We start from the raw sequence: 19,146 nt of genomic DNA, 5'->3' as shown, positions 1-19,146 counted from the left end.
TCTTGCCTGTATTGGCGTAGCAATCGCCGAAAACACGCGAAACGACGGCTACGCACGCAAGGACGGGGCCTTGGTGCCTGATGTCGAGACTACCTTGACTTTCCGGTTAACGACACTGGTCTGATGTTCTTTAAGAAGGCTGGCGCGTTCGTAAGTTAACCATAAGGTGACTCCAAAGCCCCTTTTTGCCTTAGTTGAAGGAACGACCAACTATTGCTTTGACAGTCGCAGGCGGATGATCAGCCCCGATCGGATAGGCGCGTTCGCTGGTGTCTCGACAATGCGGACGGCGGCTCGCTGGCAAGTCCGCCGGTTGGAGTACTGGCCCCTGGCGAGACAATTGGCAACGAAGTGTGTGTCACAGGCTTTTGCCTCATGCTACCGCCTCGTCTATAAAACACCTGGCCCGAACGCATCAAAGCAAGGACTGCTGCCCGCTGCTGTCGTCAGCTGGCTTCGGCTTTCGTGGCGGCAGCGGAAACGGTTCTGCACGCATGGCTTCTGCCGGGAAGAGACTCAGAAACCCGCGCGCATCGTCGGTCGTCGTGCATGACAACCAGCTTGCATAGTTCGCGGACGGCACGATCACGACAGAGCGCTTCTCGTCACCCGGTTTGTGGAAGCGGTTCATCAACGGATGCTCGTCTGAATTGACCGTGAGCATCGTGAAGGCAAGCGTCTGTGCCCCATCGATTTCCCTCCATGAGCGCCACAGTCCCGCAATTGCGAAGGGGGCGCCACCGGACATCCCTATCTTCCAGCGGACTGGTTTGCCCGTTTCGTAATTGGGCTCGAAAAACGTTCGGCAAGGGATGAGGCAGAGTTGCAGATTCTTCCACGCGTCGCTGAAGCTTTGCTTGTCGGCAACCGATTCGGAACGTGCGTTCATTGTGTCGTAGGCCTTTCTCCCCGGCCGGATGTGGCGCCGTGGCACGATACCGAACGAGGCGGGCACCGTCTCGAACTCATCTGCACTGCGACGGAAGACAGGCGCGAAATAATCCTTGTAGATCTCCGGCCTGTAGTCGAAGTCCGGGACGGGGAACAGGCTGAACACGTCCCAGGCGTCGTTCGGATTGGCTTCGTAGCTTGTACACATTCGAGCCTCCTCTGCTGCCATCATACCTGCGCCGATCCAGGATATACTGTACATTCATACAGTAGTTTTCTGGCCATGCAAGCTGATTACGCCCCAATACTGGAGTCAATCCATCCCTCGCTCTGGCGGGCCTTGCAGTTCGCGCGCGAACGTCAGGTGACGGTTGACACTGGCTACCCGGCACTGTTGCACGAGTTATCGGGCGGAGGATGGCCGATCGGAGCGCTCGTCGAGGTCCTGCCGCATGCGCCGGGTTCGGGAGAGAATCGGCCGCTCGCTCCGGCACTTGCATCACTCAGGGAGCCGATAGTCCTGGTTGAACCTCCGTGTGACCCGGGCGTCCAGGGACTCGCTTATTCAGGAATCCCGTCAGGCCGGATGCTGCTCTTACATGCGAAGCGTTCCAACGACCAGTTGTGGCCGGAGATTCCAATATGAGAGCGGACGAATGGGTTCGGGAGGCCGAACGAGAATCGAAGCTTGTCGATGCCTTGTATAAAGCGCGTTATCTGATCTCGATACACAACGGGCTGACCGTGCGGTGCGACGGCGAGGAATGGGCGCTTGATTTCGCTCAGGAGCTGAACATGATTGACGCCACCTTAAAAATGGCCGGAATCGACACTCGGCGCTTCGAGCCGACGGCAGGCAAGCTCCAGCGGAGGACGAACGCCAATGGAAAGTGAGACCTACAGGGGCTACGTCCTGTGGGGACATGTCATTCGAGAACAACCAGGCGTTCTCGAACGCGAACGCTATGCGGCGAGCGGCACGGTCACCAAGGGCGGCAAGTTTATAGAGGCATCAGGCATTCTTGGTGTTGTGGATTCAGAGTCGGCGGCGGAACGCATCGGCCTGGAATGGGCCCGCGCGTGGGTCGATAGCCACGCCTGACGCGCCGGTCCAACCTGCTAGCTAACGCTCTCACGCATGGAGCGACCGATGCGCCGGTTGTCGTGGAAGCGAGCAATGACGAGACACATCTGGTTCTCTCGGTGACCAACGAGGGAGAGCCTATTGAGCCACATTTACCTGGCGGCGGATTGGGGCTCAGTCTCTATATCTGCAAGCAGATTGTCGAAGGACACTCTGGTACGCTCGAAGTGCTTTCTACCACCAACGAAGGCACCCGTTTTACGGCGCGTATCCCGCTGACCTTAGCAGCCAACAGCTTGATGTTTCGGGTAGCCCCAACCGTCAAGTTCGATCCGCTTTGCCTTTTCCGGCTCTTTACCTTGCGTCGAACTTGGGTCGGGGTTGCCGCCATCGGCACATATCAGCCGGTCAATCATCAACTTCAGCGGACTGGGTGACTGATACCAGTACTCGGGCGAAACGATCATCACACCGTGGCACGCCGCGAATCGAGCGAGCCATGGCTATGCCACAGCCCCGCGCGCCCCTTTGCTCACAAGAGGGCACATGGACATTCGAGCGTGTTGCCTATCAATGCAGTTGCAAGGGACACGAAGTGCCTTTTCCGACGATGAATAATCTCGCGAACTGCGTGAAGGCATACAACCGCGAGTTGCGTGACCTGTAATTGCTGTCGGCAAGGCACAACTGCCGCTAGCCAGATTGCCACTCGAGAAAGCGCCTGGAGGCTACAAACATTTCGATGATGTAGTGACGGCTGGACGAAGGCCATAGTTGCGGCACGTAAACTGCTGTCAACGGTAACGGGCCGACGTCGAGCCCTTCCCGTGCGACGAATGGCGGTAACCATGAAAACATACGAAAACGGGCAGCCCGAACCGGAGCTTGTTGTCGAAGATGAGGCGGAACGCTCATGGATGAAGCGCCTCGGTCCCGGATTGATTACGGGCGCGGCAGACGATGACCCCAGCGGAATCGCAACTTACACCCAGGCGGGCGCGCAATTTGGATTCGGTCTGCTCTGGACAATGCTACTCACCTACCCGCTCATGGTCGCGATCCAGTCCGTCAGCGCACGGCTGGGGCGTGTGACTGGTCGGGGACTCGCGACAAACCTCCGCCGTCACTATCCCGCGCCCATCCTCTATGCCGCCGTAACGGTGCTGCTCGTCGCGAATACGATCAATATCGCCGCCGATCTTGCAGCCATGGGTGCTGCTGCGAAGCTCGTACTCGGTGGACCTGTCCAGCTTTACGTCGTGCTTCTGGGCACCGCCTCTCTCTTGTTGCAGGTCTTCGTTACCTACGAGCGCTACGCGCGCTTCCTGAAGTGGCTGACACTTGCGCTATTCGCGTACGTGGCCATGGCGTTTGTCATCCCGGTCGACTGGAAGGCGGTGGGACTGAGTATCGTCAAGCCACCGGTCGACTTCTCAGGCGACTATCTGACGACAGTTGTCGCAGTGCTGGGTACGACAATCAGCCCGTATCTGTTCTTCTGGCAGGCCTCTCAGGAAGTCGAGGAGATCCGTTCGCATCCGTCCCAGCAACCGTTATTACGCGCGCCGCTGCAGGCGAGCATCCAGCTCAAGCGGATCAACATCGATACGTGGGTTGGCATGGCGCTGTCGAATGCCGTTGCGTTCTTCATCATACTATCCGCTGCTGCGACGTTGCATGCCCACCATGTCGAGGTGAAAACGACAGCCGACGCAGCCAGCGCGCTTAAACCGATCGCCGGAGAAATGGCGTTTGCCCTCTTCAGTCTTGGAATTGTAGGAACAGGACTACTCGCCTTGCCTGTCCTCGCAGGGTCGGCAGCCTATGCGGCGGCGGGCGCGTTGAAATGAAGCAATAGTCTTGCCTTGCAGGTCAACCTGGCGAAACAGTTTTACGCAGTTGTTGCAGTCGCAATTCTTGGTGGCGTTGCGCTCACATTCGCGCATCTCGATCCCATCAAGGCGCTGTACTGGAGCGCCGTCATCAACGGGATCGCGGCCGTGCCGATCATGGCGCTAGTGATGCTGATGGCAGGCAGCCGATACGTGATGGGAAAGTTTGCCCTGAAGGGTGCGTTGCTGTGGATTGGATGGCTGGCAACGGGCGTAATGGGCCTGGCGGCGATCGGCATGTTCTGGCCGACCTGAGGCAAAGGGCAAAGCCATGACGGCGGCACAATGAAGGTCAGTCGAAGAGGTAGCGCCTCCTCGACCCCTCGCGCGATCTACTATGCGCTCGCGTCCAACATCGCGGTGGCCGCCTGCAAATACGTGGTCGCGTTGCTGACAAATTCGGGAGCAGCTCTGGCTGAAGCGATTCATTCGAGTGCCGACTGCCTTAACCAGCTCATCATGCTTTACGGCCATCGCCGCGCGCGCACAAAGCCGGACGAACAACATCCGTTTGGCTTTGACCGTGAACAATACGGCTACGGCATGCTCGTCGCGATGCAGCTTTTTGTGGTTGGCGGGCTTGCTTCTGTCGGCGTCGGAATTGTTCGTGCGCTTCATCCGTCGCCACTCGACAGTCCATATCTCGCAGTCGGTGTCTTGTGTGCGTCAGGTGTGATCGAAGGCATTGCGCTACGCGCGACGATTCGCACGATCGAGCCGCGTCACCGTGCGCACGGCCTTCTGCACTGGTTTCGCGAAAGTGGTCGGCCAGCAGTGATGCTCGCGGTTGGCGAGGATTTCGCGTCGGTAGTCGGAGTGGTTGTTTCGCTCATCGCCGTAGTGGCATCGATGCTCAGCGGAAATTCGTTATTCGATGCGATCGGCGGCATTGGGGTGGGCATTGTTCTGATGGGTACCGCGTTGTTCTCGATGCGAGAGATCAAGTCGCTGCTCGTCGGAGAATCCGCGCATCAACATGTCCTCGAATCGATGGACACATGGCTAAAGACGCGGCCCGAAATCCGGCGCGTGGTGAGCCTCGTGGTGTTGAAGTGGGCGGACGATCTCGTGATCGCCGTGCAAGCTGAGCTCGAGGTCGAAGGCAGTGCCAGTGACCTCGTTCGCACGATTGACCGCATCGAAAACGAACCGAAGTCGCAGTTTCCAGCCGCCCGATGGATCTACTTCGAACCGGAGCTTCGCGAACATGGGCGCAATCCGCTTTGAAGTCGGTAGACGTTGAACTGAAGAGGGACGTCGGACAACTGCCTCGTATTTCGCCAACAGCTGCGTGCGTCGATAGTTTCATCACGATTATCGGGACCCGGGCGGTCTCCAGTTGCCAATCATTTCTGCCGCATCAGCCCTATCGCGCTGAATTAATCGCTCGCTAAGGACAAGGACAAAACCATCGAGATCCCCGGTTCCGTAATTCGCTACAAAAGCAGACAATGTTTCTCCGATCGCCTGCATCAAGGAGGATCGAGTAAGGGTACTCGCGATCACCGATGATCCACGGGCTAATTCGAGAGTGTATCTGGTCTCAATCAGAGAGCGAGTAGATTTGAGCCGACTGCTTTTCGCCACTCGCCTGTTTGCGTTTCTCTCAATCATTTCGTTGTAGCAGCAACGACTAATTCGACGCAAAGTACTAGATGATTATGTGAATCTCCTCGTCCGCCCCTCCAAAAAATAGGCCGACGTGCAGCATCGGCCTTAAAGTGCCGAATTACGGGGGCACAGCCTTCGGCGACGCAAACGGTGTCACGTTCTTTCTCGCGTCTCACCCGGAGTTTTCCCTATCATGAGAACGGCAGGCCGCCGCCACTTTAAATAATGCAACGTTGATGAATGTTACTAAATGATCTCTGGAAACGCGAGACAAAGTTCTCGTCGCTATCCGCCAGATAATTTGTCAGTCGCATTCGAACCGGCGACAGCGCAATGTCTCAAGGACGCGGAAGCAGATGACTACCCCCTTCTCCTTCTATTGAGCCAAGGTCCCGAAAAATTCATCTGCAGTCGAAATACGCGTCTGCGCCGATTCGCCGCCGCATTCAAGCGCACAAGCCACTCAAAGCACCGTCGAACAAAGGCGATAAGAAAAGTACTTTGAGACGCATTTTCATAATCGTTCACAAAGAGTTGTAGCAATCATCTCTTTCCGCCCGATCCTTGGTGAAGCTGACGCACTTACCGGAATCTCCAGCAGTGAAGTAGTTTTGCCAACCTGTGCCTGAGCGGTGAACTCTTGCATCAATCTTTGATTCCCGGCATGACGTCACGCCGGTTATTGCAATGCGAAGCAACGCTAATGGCAACGGGCGGGTGCGCATTGGCGCAGGCCGTCACCTGGAATGTAAGTGCGGCGACCGATCTGAAGGAGGATGTCGTGAGTGAAACGTTTATGGCGTACCTGATGGGTCCGGCCGTGATGTTGATGGTCGGCGTGACGCTATGGCTTGCCACCCGCCATCACGGGAACGCACGCGAAGGACGATCAAGCCGATGGCTTGATACTCATTACGTCGACCTGATGCATCATCGACATTGAGGGTTCTATCGGCGGATGGCAACGAAAGACCAGTCCCCCCACATCAATTCGACGGCGCACTGACTGCCGAATCCGGGCGGTCCTTCATCCATATGGATCGACATGTCAGTGCATGCGTGAAAGAGTACGAAGCAGGGAATCCCCTTCCTGGGTCACGCGAGGCAGCACGCCCCCGCCTGCCAGCTGCTCCATTGCGACCAGCTGACGGTCGAGTAACGCGTCGAGTTCCGTCCGGTCGGCAATCTGGTCGGCGGAGTCCTTGACTAGCATCAAGGTCGCAAATTCGTGAGCGCTAAGCATGCCTGCCTCCTGATAGATCGACTAGGTGCGATAGGGATCGCGCCGGTTAAGGCGTTCGCTTTTGGCGACGTATGGCCGGTGGCGCGTCTGGCTGCGATATGCGGTGGGAGTTGATAGTAAAAGGAAGGTCCGGGACGCGGCAATTCGGGTCGTCCCGCATATTGGACATCTTCGGAGCAAGACCTGCCGCTATGCGGCGCAAGCGTGCTTTCGCATGATGGCGGCTGCGTGACACCACACGGGACTGGTCTCCACTATCGATAACACGACCGGCTCGCGTCAGCTACGCACTGGTCTAACTGTACCGAGAGCCGGATGCAACCGGGTACGTGAACGCGAGGACTTCGGCGGTCATGCGGAAAAGCCAGGCTCTCCGACCATGCACGCATGTGTAACGCCGCCCAGTCCAGAAACGAAGGGGCCGGCATCCTTGCAATACCACTTCGCGCCACTGCATGACGCTCGTGATGAAGTTGGAGTTGCTCCAATGCCGCTATCCGTGTGCGCATTTCAAGCACCCGCAGCACGAATTGCTGACTCGCCCTTTTGGCCAGCAAGCCTCAACCGCGGAGCGCCACAGTAGCCACAACGAGAGCCGAGAAGATCAGCGCCGGGGCAAGATGCTGGAACGGCTCCCGATTTCGTAGCAATGTGAAGAGCGCGCCGATCATGATCGCACCGGCCAGCGTTAGGCCCAAGACTCTGGTTTGTTGCCCGAAAAGAAGCGCCGCACACAACAGCTCAAGAGCGCCGCAGAGCAAATGAAACCATGCCGGGTAACCCCAGCGCGCGAAGTCGCGCTTCACCGCGCCGCGTCCCGCGAGATTGACCACCCCAGCAACCGCGAACAGAACAGCTACGATGGTCGCGAGAATCGAATCGAAAGAAGCAGTGTTTAACGCCATCGTCATGCTCCGTTGCTTTGCTGAAAGTGCTTCTGTACTGACAGGTCCGCAACCAGGCCAGGCCCAAGGGGTTCCCACGCAAGAACTCGCCGGGCATGTTGACCGCTTACCGTCTGGTCGAGCGCCAGTGCGTCAGCAAATGGCCCAAGCGATTTGCGAGCATCGTCGAGCGGCCAATATTCGACGCGATCGGCGCCGACCGAGGCCCGAATCGCTTCACCCATTTCGGCAACGGCAACGGCTTCTTCCGCGACCACGTTAAAGATCTGTCCAGCGACTCGACCGTCCCCACTTGCCGCCCGCTCCACCGCGCTCAGGTAAGCCGTGGCGAGATCATCGACGTGAACGGCAGGCCAGTGGTTGCGACCATCGCCGACGACTCTCACACTGCCCGTCTGACGGACCATGCCGGCAAGCATGCCAAAGATGCCGCCGCCGTAGCCATGCACCATCGCCGGCCTGAGGATCACGGCAGCAATCGCGCGGCGTGCTGCTAGCGCCAGCACCTGTTGCTCCACTGCGGGCCGCCAGGCGATGAGTGGTGTCGGGTTCAGCGCCGAGGCTTCAGTTACGGGCTCCCCTTCCGTATTGCCGTAGACCCAGGTGCCCGACGTATAGACGAACGCCGCGCCCGGATGCAAATGCGAAAGCATCGCTACAGCCGCAGCCTCATCAGCAGCAGCGGCGAAAGCATCGTTGGTCGACGCGGCGTGCATCACGCCATCAGCGGCACCGGCTGTTGCAGCGAAAGACGGTGGCTCGCGCAGGTCGCCCGTATGCAGTGTCACACCGAGACGTGCCAGCGAGCTGGCGGCCGCCGAGCTGTCGTCGCGCACCAGCGCCGTCACCTGATGGCCGCGGCTGATTGCCCTGCGCGCGACCGCTTGCCCGATGAAGCCAGTACCACCCGTAATGAACAGTTTCAAAGCATTCTCCAATGATGGCTACGACGTTGAGTAGCCATACAAACGAGACCGATCGGTCTCGTTGTGACAAATCTAAACGAGACTGGTCAGTCTTGTCAACTGTTCGACGATCTGTTATTTATCTGACATGAACACCTCTCTCCCCGACCTGAGCCCGCTGCAACGCCGTAAGCGGTCCGCCATCCTCGACGGCGCGAAAACCGTTTTCTTAAGCCAGGGTTTCGGCCTGGCAACGATGGACGATGTCGCCGCGGCCGCTGGTGTCGGCAAACAGACGGTCTACCGCCACTTCAAGTCCAAGGAGGCGCTCTTCGTTGGTCTGGTGAGCTCGATGTGCGCTCAGGTGGGTGGATTTCTTGCCAGCGCTCAGAACGAGCAATCGGATGAATCACCCGAAGTCGAGTTGCGCGAGTTGGGATGGGTGTTGGTACAAAACCTTATCGCGCCGGACAATCTCCGACTTTACCGGGCCATCGTTGCTGAGGCCGAGCGTCTTCCGGAACTCGGCCAGGTGTTCTACGAAAACGGTGCAAAGGTCGTGCGTGCCTTCGCCGCAAAAATTCTGCGAAAGCGATTTGACGAATCGACTGCTGCATTGCGGGCAGCGACATTCGTTCAGTTGGTGCTAGGCGACGCGTATCTGGAACTGTCAATTGGCTTCACGGTACACGATGTTGACGCGCGCTTTGCGCTGCAGATTGACGAGGCGGTGGCGGCTGCACTTCGCTAAGGAGCGTCGCATAAGATGTCGAGCCACTGCATGCGGAGCGCAACCGCTTGTAGAGCGGGAAGCAAGACACTGCATTCCCGATTCCGAACGCATTCGCGCATCGGTTTCCGCATGATCCAGGCGCGCTTCTCATACGCGCAGCTCGCGGCCGCAGGCCTTCGCGTTGGGGAGAATCAAACAGAGGCGACGATTGCTTCCCCGGCTGCGAGAGGGTTGGGGCCTGCCGCAAGGGCTTCGCCGTCGCGCCGTGCAGACGTCGATAGCACCACCACGCCAGACCGGGACTGCACCACGGCGTGTTCGGCACCGAAGTTCAACGCTATGAAGAGCGATTGATCACGGTATCGACGTTCATAAGTCAGCACGTCACCGTTTGCGGCGACATTCGCAATGGTGCCCTGCACGAGCGCGGCGTTGCAGCGACGCAAGATAAGCAGGCGCCGATAGAGCGAGAGCATGCTCGACGTGTCACCGTCCTGTTCGCGTACGCTCGAGCCAGTCGCAACGGGCAGCCACGGTCTGCCGTCCGTAAAGCCCGCGTTCGGCAGCGAGCTGTCCCATTGCATCGGCGTGCGCTCGGGATCGCGTCCCTGACCCATGCCTGGTTGCCTGAGTTCAGCCGGGTCCCTGACCTGATCCCGTTCGATGTCCCCATCCGTCATGCCAATTTCGTCGCCGTAATAGATCGTCGGCGTTCCTCGCAACGTCAGCAGCAGGACGGCGGCCAGGCGCGCCTGCGCGGGACCCACGCGCGATGCGATCCGCGGATTGTCGTGATTGCCCAGCACCCAGTTTGGCCATGCATGCGTGGGCAACGCGCTGTCGTAATCCCGGATCATGCCGGCGATTACGGCTGCGTTCCATCTGGCGTTGAGCAACTGGAAATTGAACGGCATGTCCGCCCCTTCGCCGGCCGCTCCGTAATATCTCATCAGTTGCGCAACCGGCAAGTAGATCTCGCCGATCAGCACACGGTCGCCGTATTCATTCAGCGTGGCCCGCATCGAGCGCACGATCTCATGCACTTCCGGCTGATCTTCGGTGTACTTCTGCAATAGCCGATGATGCTCCGGTTGACCGGGTCGATATGCGGTGTTCAGTGGATTGTCACGAAACTGGACATCCTTGATGAGGAGCCACAACACGTCCACGCGAAATCCGTCGACGCCGCGATCCAGCCAGAATCGCAACACGCCGTCCATCGCCCGGCGCACATCGTGATTACGCCAGTTCAGATCGGGCTGCTCGCGCAGGAACGCGTGATAGTAGTACTGCCCTGTATGCTCATCCCACTCCCACGCGGAGCCACCCATGCGGCTCAGCCAGTTGTTCGGTGGGCCGCCGTCGGGCGCGGGGTCACGCCACAGATACCAGTCGCGCTTCGAATTGTCACGCGATGAGCGGCTTGCCTCGAACCATGGATGCCGGTTCGACGAATGGTTCGGTACGAAATCGAGCAGCACCTTGAGGCCGAGGTGATGGGCGTGGATCACCAATTGCTCAAACTCCGGAAGGGTGCCGAACATCGGATCGACGCCACAGTAGTCCGCCACGTCATAGCCAAAATCGGCCATGGGAGATGGGTAGACGGGAGAAATCCAGATAGCGTCCACACCCAGCGCACAGACGTATTCGAGACGTGCATCAATGCCGACAAGATCACCAATGCCGTCGCCATTGCTGTCCTGAAACGAGCGAGGATAGATCTGGTAGATCACACCGCGTTGCCACCACTTCAACTCCGGCATGTCAATTCCTCTTCATAGTCAACTGCCTGGCGCCACGTGCGGACCCTATGCTCAACGACCTCTGGTACAAGAACGCCATCATCTACTGTCTGTCGGTAGGCACCTTCATGGACGCGAATGGCGATGGCGTAGGTGATTTCCAGGGCGTCATGCGTCGGCTGGACTACTTGCAAGGGCTCGGCGTGACGGCGATCTGGCTGATGCCCATTCACCCGTCGCCCGGGCGTGACAATGGGTACGACATTTCCGACTACTACAACGTCGATCCGAAGTACGGCACGCTCGGCGACTTCGCCGAATTTACTCACGCCTGTGCCGAGCGCGGCCTGCGGGTGATCATCGACCTCGTGGTCAATCACACTTCGGACCAGCACCCGTGGTTCAAGGGAGCACGCAGCGATCCTGATTCGAAGTATCGCGACTGGTATGTGTGGTCAGATAAAAAGCCTCCAGACGCACAACGTGGTGTGGTATTTCCAGGCGTGCAGAAATCGACATGGAGTTTCGACAAATGTGCAAAGCGTTGGTACTTCCATCGCTTCTACGATTTTCAGCCGGACCTGAATACCTCCAACCTTCATGTTCAGGCTGAGTTGCTGAAGATCATGGGCTTCTGGATACAGCTAGGCGTATCTGGATTCCGCATGGACGCAGTGCCTTTCGTGATTGCAACCAAGGGGCCGAAGGTGCGTCAACCGGTCGAGCAATATGAAATGCTGCGAACGTTTCGCGAATTCCTGCAATGGCGTGAAGGTGACGCGATCATTCTGGCGGAGGCGAATGTCCTCCCGAATACAGACCTGGAGTATTTCGGTGACGCAGGCGAGCGCTTGCCCATGATGTTCAACTTTCAACTCAACCAGAACACCTTCTACACGCTTGCAACGGGTGACACGAAGCCATTGAAGCATGCGCTGCTCGCGACGAAGCCACGGCCGTCGAGCGCACAATGGGGCGTGTTCCTGCGTAATCACGACGAACTCGATCTGGGTCGACTCACGCCAGAACAACGCGCTGCTGTGTTCGCTGCGTTCGCCCCTGAGCCGAACATGCAACTCTATGAGCGCGGGATTCGACGCAGGCTTGCCCCGATGCTGGCGGGCGACAGACGCCGCCTTGAACTCGCCTACAGCCTGATGCTCAGTTTGCCGGGCACGCCCGTGTTCCGTTACGGCGATGAGATCGGGATGGGCGACGACCTGCGCCGCCCCGAACGAGCGTGCGCGCGCACTCCGATGCAATGGTCGACAGAACCGCAGGGCGGCTTCACCAAACATACAAAGCCGCCCACATCCGTCATATCCGGCGGCGCCTATGGTTTTGAGCGAGTCAACGTGGCCCAGCAGCGGCGCGACCCGAATTCGCTTCTCAACTGGATGGAGCGGATGATCCGCATGCGCAAGGAAGTCCCCGAAATCAGTTGGGGGGATTTCGAAGTGCTGCGCACATCGCGAAGCGATGTGTTCGCGTTGTGTTATCACTGGCGCAACAACTCAGTGCTGTTTCTACATAACTTCGGCGCCGAAGCATGCACCGTGAAGTTTCGCTCGGGCTCCCGCCTGATCAATCTGCTTTCGGACGACCACAGCCAGCCTGGCGCCGACGGTCGCCACGCGGTGGTGCTCGAACCTTATGGCTATCGGTGGTATCGGGTCGGCGGTCTCGACTATCTCTTGACGCGTTCGGAAATATAGAAATGCCACGTGAGCAGGTCGACCAGATTATTTAGGCCTCTTTGCGAAGTATTCTGCGATTTGTTCTCACGCACGTTCTCATCTTTTGTTTATCCATGTGCCGACTCTCAAACTGCGGCATGTCGGTTGCTTTGAAACAGCTTGCACCGTCGGATAAAAAACCGTGGCTCACTACGCCTCGAGAACGGTGGATGTTTCTGAACAGCACTCGCCACAACCGTGTATTCCAAGGGAGGAAGATCATGAAAAAGATTGTCGCGGCTCTCGCATCCGTATTGCTCGTTTCCACGGCGTTCGCACAAACTGCGACGCCATCGGAAGCCGGCAAAGCGCAATTGAAGGCAAACAGCGAAAAAAGCGAAGCGCAGGCCACTGCGAACAAGAAGAAGGCCGAAGCTCAGAGCGACGCCGACAAGGCTCAGGCGTCCGCGAACGAAGACAAGGCTTCGGCTCAGGCAGACGCCGACAAGAAGGCGGCGAAGATGGAAAAGGCAACGACGCCAAGGGAAGCGTCTGATGCGCGCGCCGATGCAACGCGGGCGCAGGCCAAGGCCGACAAAAAGAAGCACGATGCGCAGGCCAAAGCGGATCGTAAAAAGCACGACGCAGCCAACGATGCGAACGTTGCTCAGGCGAAGGCTGACAAGGAAAAAGTCGAGGCGCAGAACGACGCGAACAAGAAAGCCGCCGATCAACGGGTCGACGCCGCCATGAAGCAATAAAGCGCAATAGAGCCTTTCCAGGGGGCGGGCGAAAGTGCTCGCCCCCTACGCCAGAAGTCTTGAACGCGATGTGGACCGAATCACCGATCAACGCGATGTGAAGGCAGCAGCGTCAATGGCCCGTGACGCGTTCCCAGCCATGCCGGACGGCAGTCTTAAAACGTTCCCACCCGCTTTCAGGATAACGCGACTCCCAATCCTCGCGAGCGCTCGACTCAACCCGTTGCCAGTCCTGCTCGCGATATCGCTCGTCCTGTCCGAGCGTGGCGCCATGTGTGTAGGCGCGCCGATACTCGTCATAGGAGCTACCTGTATCCGCGTAGTGAGCGTCGAAGTCTTTTCGAAACTCATCGTCATAGGGATCTTCTAACGGAGTGCCCATGATGGGATCGCCCACCAGACCTGTCGTGCGCGACCGTTCGGGGTGTACCGCGTTCGTGGTGCTATCCGCCGGGTGGGTTACGCTGCCTTTGAGCTGTGCGGATACATCTGAAGATGTGCGAGCGAGCCCGACATCGGGTACCGCCGAAACCTGTCGCTGCGTCTGTTGCATTGAAGGTAGTGTCTCCGGCTCCGTCGAACGCGTCGTCACCTGCTGCATCCCGCTGACCGTCGCCGGGTAGGCAGTGTCTCGCGGTTCATCTTTCCAGGTGCCCGGGACATCGCCGGTAGCCGGCGGCACGACATGAGCTGACGATGTGTCGCGCAGCGAGGCGGGTGCTTCACTCGCTCCCGTCGCGTATGCCATTCTGCGTTCTGTTGTTTCCGTTGCGTCACCTCCCTCCCGCAGCATTGGTGTTGCTTCGGCGCTCGCGGCTCCGCTCGGTTCGCTGGTTGACGATCGCAGTTGTGCGGCAGGTTCGCCCGCCGTCGCGCGACCGCGATGCAGCGAGTCCATTGCGATGTCTGCCTTGCCGGGCCCATTCCGCCAAGCGTTCACCCGCTCTTCAATGTCAGCTGCACCCATGCGGCGCATGACATTGCGAGCCAGATCGACCTGCATTTCGGACACGTCCGCACTGACAATCGTCCCACCGCGGCGAATGAATTCCCTATAGTCCTCCGCTTCCGGCGGGTACTCGCCACTCTCGAAGAGCCGTGCGAACAATTGCTCAAGTTGATCAAATACCGGCGTCTGATGGCGCAATCCGCCGCTGCCCGGTGTATAAACACGCGGCCCTTTCTCGACTGGCGTACTGACCGACGTCGAGTAGAGGGAAATATCGGCCTGAGCCACGCCGGCCTCGCAGAGCGCCCGTTGCGCCGAACACGCGTCGACATAGCTGTCGTACACGCCTATCACGGTTTGTCTCATGTGTGTCTCCCTACCAGTTTCGGCGGCCTTTCTTGACCGCTGTACGGTCTGAAGACGCAACACATGTGCCCGCAAAACGTTGCGGGGCCGATGGCTTCGGCCATCCTTTGCGATAACCCAGGGCACATCCCGTGGTGCATCGCGTTTGGGCCGGGTAGGATAAAGTACGGCCCTACGGTGCGCAGGAACAGCTTATGCCGAGTAAGCATGCGATCAGTGTTTCACTGACTCAGCATCTGGATTCGTTCGTGAAGTCCGAACTGGCTGCGGGCCGCTATCGCACCGCCAGCGAGGTAGTTCGAGCTGGGCTACGCCTGCTCGAAGAACAGACTATCCAACGCCGCGCGCCGGCGGCGCCGTCCGGGTTGACCGATCGTCAACCCGTCGACGGCAGCACTCGCTCCGCACGCCGGTCCGGATCGGAGGAACAGTAATGTCATCTGGTGATTTCCAGATCATCGGCATGACCGGGCGTATCGCGCGTACCCACATGTTCAGAAACCTTTGGTGAGCGTGCCCTCGTGAATGTACTCGTGTCGCCTCATCCCCCTGAACCAATTTTCGATCCCGGCGAGGAGACTTTTGCATTCGCGACTGCTCGTCCCCTCGTGAAAGCCTGTCACCGGTTTGCACATCACATAGGCACGCGGACGATCCCGCAACGCCAAGTTCACGCTTCGGAGAGGCCGGCATGCGACTTTCAGACTTTATCTTGCGAGACCTGGAGCCGATTGCGAAGCAGTGGGCGGCATTCGCGGCCACCCTTCTACCGGCAGCGGGACATATGGAACCACTGGAACTGCGCGAGCATGTGAAAGAGATGCTGCGGGATGTGGCAATGGACCTGCGTACCTCACAAACCCGCGAAGCCCAACGCGAAAAATCCATGGGACGAGGTACCGGTCTGATCGATCCGGAAGAAGAAACAGCTGCGCAAAAGCATGGCGTCCTGCGCGCACAGGCAGGATTAAGCGTCAACCAGCTCGCCGCCGAATATCGCGCCCTGCGCGCCAGTGTGCTTCGTCTATGGATGGACGACTGCAAATCTGAAGCGCCTGATTTGGGCGATGTCATACGGTTCAATGAAGCGATCGATCATGCGCTTGCCGAATCGGTCACCTCGTTCAACGCGCAGATCGAGCAGAACCGCAACCTGCTGCTTGGCATGCTGGGGCACGACATGCGTAGCCCTTTGCAGGCGATTCAGGTCACCGCATCTTATCTGGCGGTACTCAATGCGGGCGAGCAGGTATCGAAGGCCGCGGGCCGCCTGATACGTAGCGGCGCCCGGATGCAGGCGTTACTTAACGACCTCACCGAATTTAACCGGACCCAGCTGGGCCTGGGCATCAACGTCATACCGGCGAATATCAATCTGGCGGATGTGCTTGCGGACGAGGTGGATGAGTTGCGCGCCATTCATCCCGACCGGCAGATTGATCTGGAGGTCAATGGCGACTCGCAGGGAGACTGGGATGGTCCGCGTCTGCAGCAGTTGCTCGGCAATCTTGTTCTGAATGCCATCAAGTATGGCGAACAGGACGCGCCTGTACGTGTGACGGTGACTGGCGACGCAACGCATGTCCGTATCGATGTCAGCAACCGCGGGGCCGCGATCGGGACCGCGACGCTGGCCCGCATCTTCGATCCCTTGATGCGTGGACCCGATCGTCAGAGTGAAGACGAGCGGATCGGTAGCCTTGGCTTAGGGTTGTATATCGCAACCGAAATCGCCAAGGCCCATCAAGGGGCGATCGAAACGCGGTCCGACGATACGGAAACGACCTTTTCTGTGTCGCTGCCACGCGGACGCGCGGAAGAGTAAAAAGCAGCTGAGAGTTCGTCGCTGCGAAGCGTTATGCCGCCCGGAAAACCGCCCTTCCTCTGCTATGTCAAGAAGGCGATGTGGGGTGAAGCCGGACGATGAAATCCGTCGAGACCAGTGGAATGCGCCGCGTCACAGACACAGCTGGCGATCGTCCACACTACCTTTCCGGCTCTGCGAAGTGCCCTACGTCGTTCGTGTGGCGCGGCCGCGACGGCTGAGAAGCTTCCAGCGTTCATGCCATCGGCCAATTTATGCGCCGGGGAAAAACTGCCTGTCGAATACCGTTCATGTGAAGAAGTTGGCGATTTAGCAGCACATTCGAGCGTTTGCTACATCACGCAAAGGTTGTTGTTATCCGGTTACAAGCCCGGAAACGGACTCACGCTGAATACCCCTGCCAAACGCCGGCAAGCGTCGACTGGCCTGTGTATGCCGATGCCATGTCCACGATCTCACAGTTCAATTGGGGGTTCGGCTTAACAGGCACAGCGAATGTTTTACCTGCATCGTGTTGTCGCCAACTGCGGAGTCATCCAGCAAGCCGGACTCCCGCCACCCGTCCGGATCGGCCAGGAAGTTGGCGAGCGTTTCCATAGCTCAAAGGCTTACGATAGAAAACGTACACCGCTCCCATTGCCTGGCGGAACCAGGGGTCGAACACGCAGAACGGTCCCGCGGCTCATTTCGATGAGCACTCCCGCGAGGGGACGGCACATGAACGTAGTAAATGAAGGATCAGACGGTACGATCCTAAGCGGGTTGTAATGTTCAGACATGCAGAGCTTGCGCATTCGGGTGCAGTTAGTCCGGATGCGGACATCAAGGCCGCACGGCCTGCGCGGGGCAGACGCCTTGCGCTTGGGGTTGCGTCGGCAAGCGCATTGGCTGTTGTGGTCACGGGTATCGTCGCGTATAGCGACCGGTTCGACTATGAGCAGGCGCCCGGCATCGTCGGACCCACGTCGCCAGCGCAAAGCACGTCTTGGTCCGGTCATGTCGCGCTGCCGTCATCGCCTCCCGCTCGCGGCACCGCAGTTGCCAGTGTCGAGCTCGCCCCGCCTGTGTCTTCCGCTCCGTCCGATCATCGTGCTGGATCTACTCCGGATTCTGCTGCGCCGCAGTCGGTTACACGAGGGCCTGCCGAAACACGCGATGCCGCCACACGGAATCGCCGCCATTCGGCGCCGCACGTGAGAGCAATCGCGCCGCGGCATGCGCCCGAGATCACACGCCCTACTTCACCAACGCTACAGGCGTCTTCGTCCGGTCATGTCGCGACGTCGTCGTCGCCTCCTGCCCGGGAAACTGCAATTGGCAGTGTTGAGCTCGCCCCGCCTGTGCCTTCCGCTTCGTTCGATCACCGCAACGCACCTTCTCCGAATGCTGCTTCACTGCGATCGGCTGAAGGACACCTTGCAGGTGGTCGTGGCGTCGGTTCGGGCGCGGGCGGTTCGGGTGCAGGTGGTTCGGGTGCAGGTGGTTCGGGTGCAGGTGGTTCGGGCGCAGGTGGTTCGGGCGCAGGTGGTTCGGGCGCAGGTGGTGCGGGCGCCGGCGGCGCGGGTGCAGGCAGTGCAGGCGCGGGCGGTGCAGGCGCAGGCGGCGCAGGCGCAGGCGGTGCAGGCGCAGGCGGCGCGGGTGCAGGCGGCGCGGGTGCAGGCGGCGCGGGTGCAGGCGGCGCGGGTGCAGGCGGCGCGGGTGCAGGTGGCGCGGGTGCAGGTGGCGCGGGTGCAGGCGCGGGCGCAGGCGGTCACGGCGCAGGCGGTGCAGGTGCAGGTGGCGCAGGTGCAGGTGGCGCGGGTGCAGGCGGCGCGGGCGCAGGCGGCGCGGGTGCAGGCGGCGCGGGTGCAGGCGGCGCGGGTGCAGGCGGCGCGGGTGCGGGCGGCGCGGGTGCGGGCGGCGCGGGTGCGGGCGGCGCGGGTGCGGGCGGTCACGGCGCAGGTGGTGCAGGCGCGGGCGGTCCAGGCGCAGGCGGTGCAGGCGCGGGCGGTCCAGGCGCAGGTGGTGCAGGCGCGGGCGGTCCAGGCGCAGGCGGTGCAGGCGCGGGCGGTCCAGGCGCAGGCGGTGCAGGCGCAGGCGGTGCAGGCGCGGGCGGTGCGGGTGCCGGCGGTCACGGCGGAGGCGGTTCAGGCGGGAACGGCGGGGGCGGGGGCGGGGGCGGTCACGGCGGCGGGTCAAGGTAATTGGCCGCCTTCTGATTAAAAAAATGGGTCTCCGGCCTAACAAAAGCAAGCGACTGGCGCGCTCACGGCACGCGATTTTCGGCAGCCTGTCGAGTGACCGTAAGTGGCCCGGACACGGTCCCACGCCGGGCCGCGGACACGATACCTCCAGCGTGCAACGCACGCCCGACACGATCGCGTCAACGACGAAGAAACGACATGCAAAGCATCAGGGACGATGCAGCTCGCCGGCAACAAGCAAATACCGATTCCGTACTCGCTGGCATACGAATCGTTTGTGTGGCATCGGTCTCAATCTGACAGGGCCAATGGCTCACGCCATCTCTGAGGCCCTCGCCAGTGCTTGCGTGTCGATGTACTCCCGGATCTTCATCAGA

At 59.7% G+C, this 19,146-nt stretch carries 17 protein-coding genes and 3 pseudogenes; 12 read left to right on the top strand and 8 right to left on the bottom strand.

What is annotated here, in order from left to right:
- Nucleotides 1-415: 415 nt before the first annotated feature.
- Nucleotides 416-1,123 (bottom strand): SOS response-associated peptidase, encoded by a 708-nt coding sequence (locus tag C2L65_RS31925; protein WP_345789603.1) that lies wholly within the window; start codon nt 1,121-1,123, stop codon nt 416-418.
- Between the two features lie 410 nt (nt 1,124-1,533).
- Here C2L65_RS31925 and C2L65_RS31915 point away from each other — a divergent pair, with 410 nt between their 5' ends.
- The 3 genes and pseudogenes from C2L65_RS31915 to C2L65_RS47125 all read left to right on the top strand — a co-directional run.
- Entirely contained in the window at nt 1,534-1,785 is a 252-nt protein-coding gene (locus C2L65_RS31915; RefSeq protein WP_042312882.1) for a hypothetical protein, read from the top strand.
- Nucleotides 1,775-1,993, top strand: coding sequence for a hypothetical protein (locus C2L65_RS31910; protein ID WP_081921274.1), 219 nt, complete (start codon nt 1,775-1,777; stop codon nt 1,991-1,993). The genes C2L65_RS31915 and C2L65_RS31910 overlap by 11 nt, the downstream gene beginning before the upstream one ends.
- Nucleotides 1,990-2,244, top strand: a pseudogene (locus C2L65_RS47125) (ATP-binding protein); the annotation flags it as partial. The gene C2L65_RS31910 and the pseudogene C2L65_RS47125, both read left to right, overlap by 4 nt.
- 24 nt (nt 2,245-2,268) lie before the next feature.
- Here the strand turns inward: C2L65_RS47125 and C2L65_RS31900 are convergent.
- Nucleotides 2,269-2,466 (bottom strand): annotated as a pseudogene (locus tag C2L65_RS31900) (NAD(P)H-dependent oxidoreductase); the annotation flags it as partial.
- 426 nt (nt 2,467-2,892) lie between these two features.
- Between C2L65_RS31900 and C2L65_RS31895 the strand changes: the two are divergent.
- From C2L65_RS31895 to C2L65_RS31880, 3 genes and pseudogenes are all read left to right on the top strand, one after another.
- Nucleotides 2,893-4,122: pseudogene (locus tag C2L65_RS31895) on the top strand (Nramp family divalent metal transporter).
- Between the two features lie 30 nt (nt 4,123-4,152).
- On the top strand, nt 4,153-5,094 hold the full coding sequence (locus C2L65_RS31890; RefSeq protein ID WP_042312885.1) for a cation diffusion facilitator family transporter: 942 nt from the start codon (nt 4,153-4,155) through the stop codon (nt 5,092-5,094).
- A gap of 1,024 nt (nt 5,095-6,118) precedes the next feature.
- Nucleotides 6,119-6,421, top strand: coding sequence for a hypothetical protein (locus C2L65_RS31880; RefSeq protein ID WP_233446694.1), 303 nt, complete (start codon nt 6,119-6,121; stop codon nt 6,419-6,421).
- Nucleotides 6,422-6,526: 105 nt separating this feature from the next.
- Here C2L65_RS31880 and C2L65_RS31875 read toward each other — a convergent pair whose 3' ends face one another.
- The 3 genes from C2L65_RS31875 to C2L65_RS31865 form a co-directional block, all read right to left on the bottom strand.
- Nucleotides 6,527-6,721, bottom strand: a complete 195-nt coding sequence (locus tag C2L65_RS31875) for a hypothetical protein (RefSeq protein ID WP_007749515.1) — start codon at nt 6,719-6,721, stop codon at nt 6,527-6,529.
- A gap of 560 nt (nt 6,722-7,281) precedes the next feature.
- Complete coding sequence (locus tag C2L65_RS31870) at nt 7,282-7,626, bottom strand: DoxX family protein (protein WP_042312919.1); 345 nt, start codon at nt 7,624-7,626, stop codon at nt 7,282-7,284.
- 2 nt (nt 7,627-7,628) lie between these two features.
- On the bottom strand, nt 7,629-8,552 hold the full coding sequence (locus C2L65_RS31865) for an NAD-dependent epimerase/dehydratase family protein (protein ID WP_042312888.1): 924 nt from the start codon (nt 8,550-8,552) through the stop codon (nt 7,629-7,631).
- Between the two features lie 127 nt (nt 8,553-8,679).
- On the opposite strand from C2L65_RS31865, the gene C2L65_RS31860 reads away from it, so the two are divergent.
- Nucleotides 8,680-9,282 carry a TetR/AcrR family transcriptional regulator gene (locus C2L65_RS31860; RefSeq protein WP_042312890.1) on the top strand — a complete coding sequence of 201 codons (603 nt, stop codon included), beginning with the start codon at nt 8,680-8,682 and terminating at the stop codon, nt 9,280-9,282.
- Between the two features lie 173 nt (nt 9,283-9,455).
- Here the strand turns inward: C2L65_RS31860 and C2L65_RS31855 are convergent, their stop codons facing one another.
- On the bottom strand, nt 9,456-11,030 hold the full coding sequence (locus C2L65_RS31855; protein ID WP_042312892.1) for an alpha-amylase family glycosyl hydrolase: 1,575 nt from the start codon (nt 11,028-11,030) through the stop codon (nt 9,456-9,458).
- A gap of 47 nt (nt 11,031-11,077) precedes the next feature.
- Between C2L65_RS31855 and C2L65_RS31850 the strand changes: the two genes are divergently transcribed.
- Both C2L65_RS31850 and C2L65_RS31845 read left to right on the top strand, forming a co-directional pair.
- Nucleotides 11,078-12,724, top strand: coding sequence for an alpha-amylase family protein (locus C2L65_RS31850; protein ID WP_042312894.1), 1,647 nt, complete (start codon nt 11,078-11,080; stop codon nt 12,722-12,724).
- A 242-nt stretch (nt 12,725-12,966) separates the two neighbouring features.
- Nucleotides 12,967-13,446 carry a hypothetical protein gene (locus C2L65_RS31845; protein WP_042312896.1) on the top strand — a complete coding sequence of 160 codons (480 nt, stop codon included), beginning with the start codon at nt 12,967-12,969 and terminating at the stop codon, nt 13,444-13,446.
- Nucleotides 13,447-13,558: 112 nt separating this feature from the next.
- Here the strand turns inward: C2L65_RS31845 and C2L65_RS31840 are convergent, their stop codons facing one another.
- Nucleotides 13,559-14,761, bottom strand: a complete 1,203-nt coding sequence (locus C2L65_RS31840) for a hypothetical protein (protein WP_042312897.1) — start codon at nt 14,759-14,761, stop codon at nt 13,559-13,561.
- Nucleotides 14,762-14,955: 194 nt separating this feature from the next.
- Here C2L65_RS31840 and C2L65_RS31835 point away from each other — a divergent pair, with 194 nt between their 5' ends.
- Both C2L65_RS31835 and C2L65_RS31830 read left to right on the top strand, forming a co-directional pair.
- Nucleotides 14,956-15,195 carry a type II toxin-antitoxin system ParD family antitoxin gene (locus C2L65_RS31835; protein ID WP_081921276.1) on the top strand — a complete coding sequence of 80 codons (240 nt, stop codon included), beginning with the start codon at nt 14,956-14,958 and terminating at the stop codon, nt 15,193-15,195.
- A 257-nt stretch (nt 15,196-15,452) separates the two neighbouring features.
- Nucleotides 15,453-16,586, top strand: a complete 1,134-nt coding sequence (locus tag C2L65_RS31830; protein ID WP_042312899.1) for a sensor histidine kinase — start codon at nt 15,453-15,455, stop codon at nt 16,584-16,586.
- 462 nt (nt 16,587-17,048) lie between these two features.
- Here the strand turns inward: C2L65_RS31830 and C2L65_RS47120 are convergent, their stop codons facing one another.
- Nucleotides 17,049-17,183 (bottom strand): hypothetical protein, encoded by a 135-nt coding sequence (locus C2L65_RS47120; protein WP_267895454.1) that lies wholly within the window; start codon nt 17,181-17,183, stop codon nt 17,049-17,051.
- Between the two features lie 786 nt (nt 17,184-17,969).
- On the opposite strand from C2L65_RS47120, the gene C2L65_RS46435 reads away from it, so the two are divergent.
- The gene (locus tag C2L65_RS46435; RefSeq protein ID WP_208647229.1) at nt 17,970-18,788 is read left to right on the top strand and encodes a hypothetical protein; all 819 of its coding nucleotides are present in this window, start codon (nt 17,970-17,972) and stop codon (nt 18,786-18,788) included.
- Nucleotides 18,789-19,146: the final 358 nt, after the last annotated feature.

The sequence above is a fragment of the Paraburkholderia terrae genome (assembly GCF_002902925.1).
Lineage (GTDB): Bacteria > Pseudomonadota > Gammaproteobacteria > Burkholderiales > Burkholderiaceae > Paraburkholderia > Paraburkholderia terrae.
Note: the sequence above shows the minus strand (reverse complement) of the source record. Positions and strands in the feature narration are given on the sequence as shown.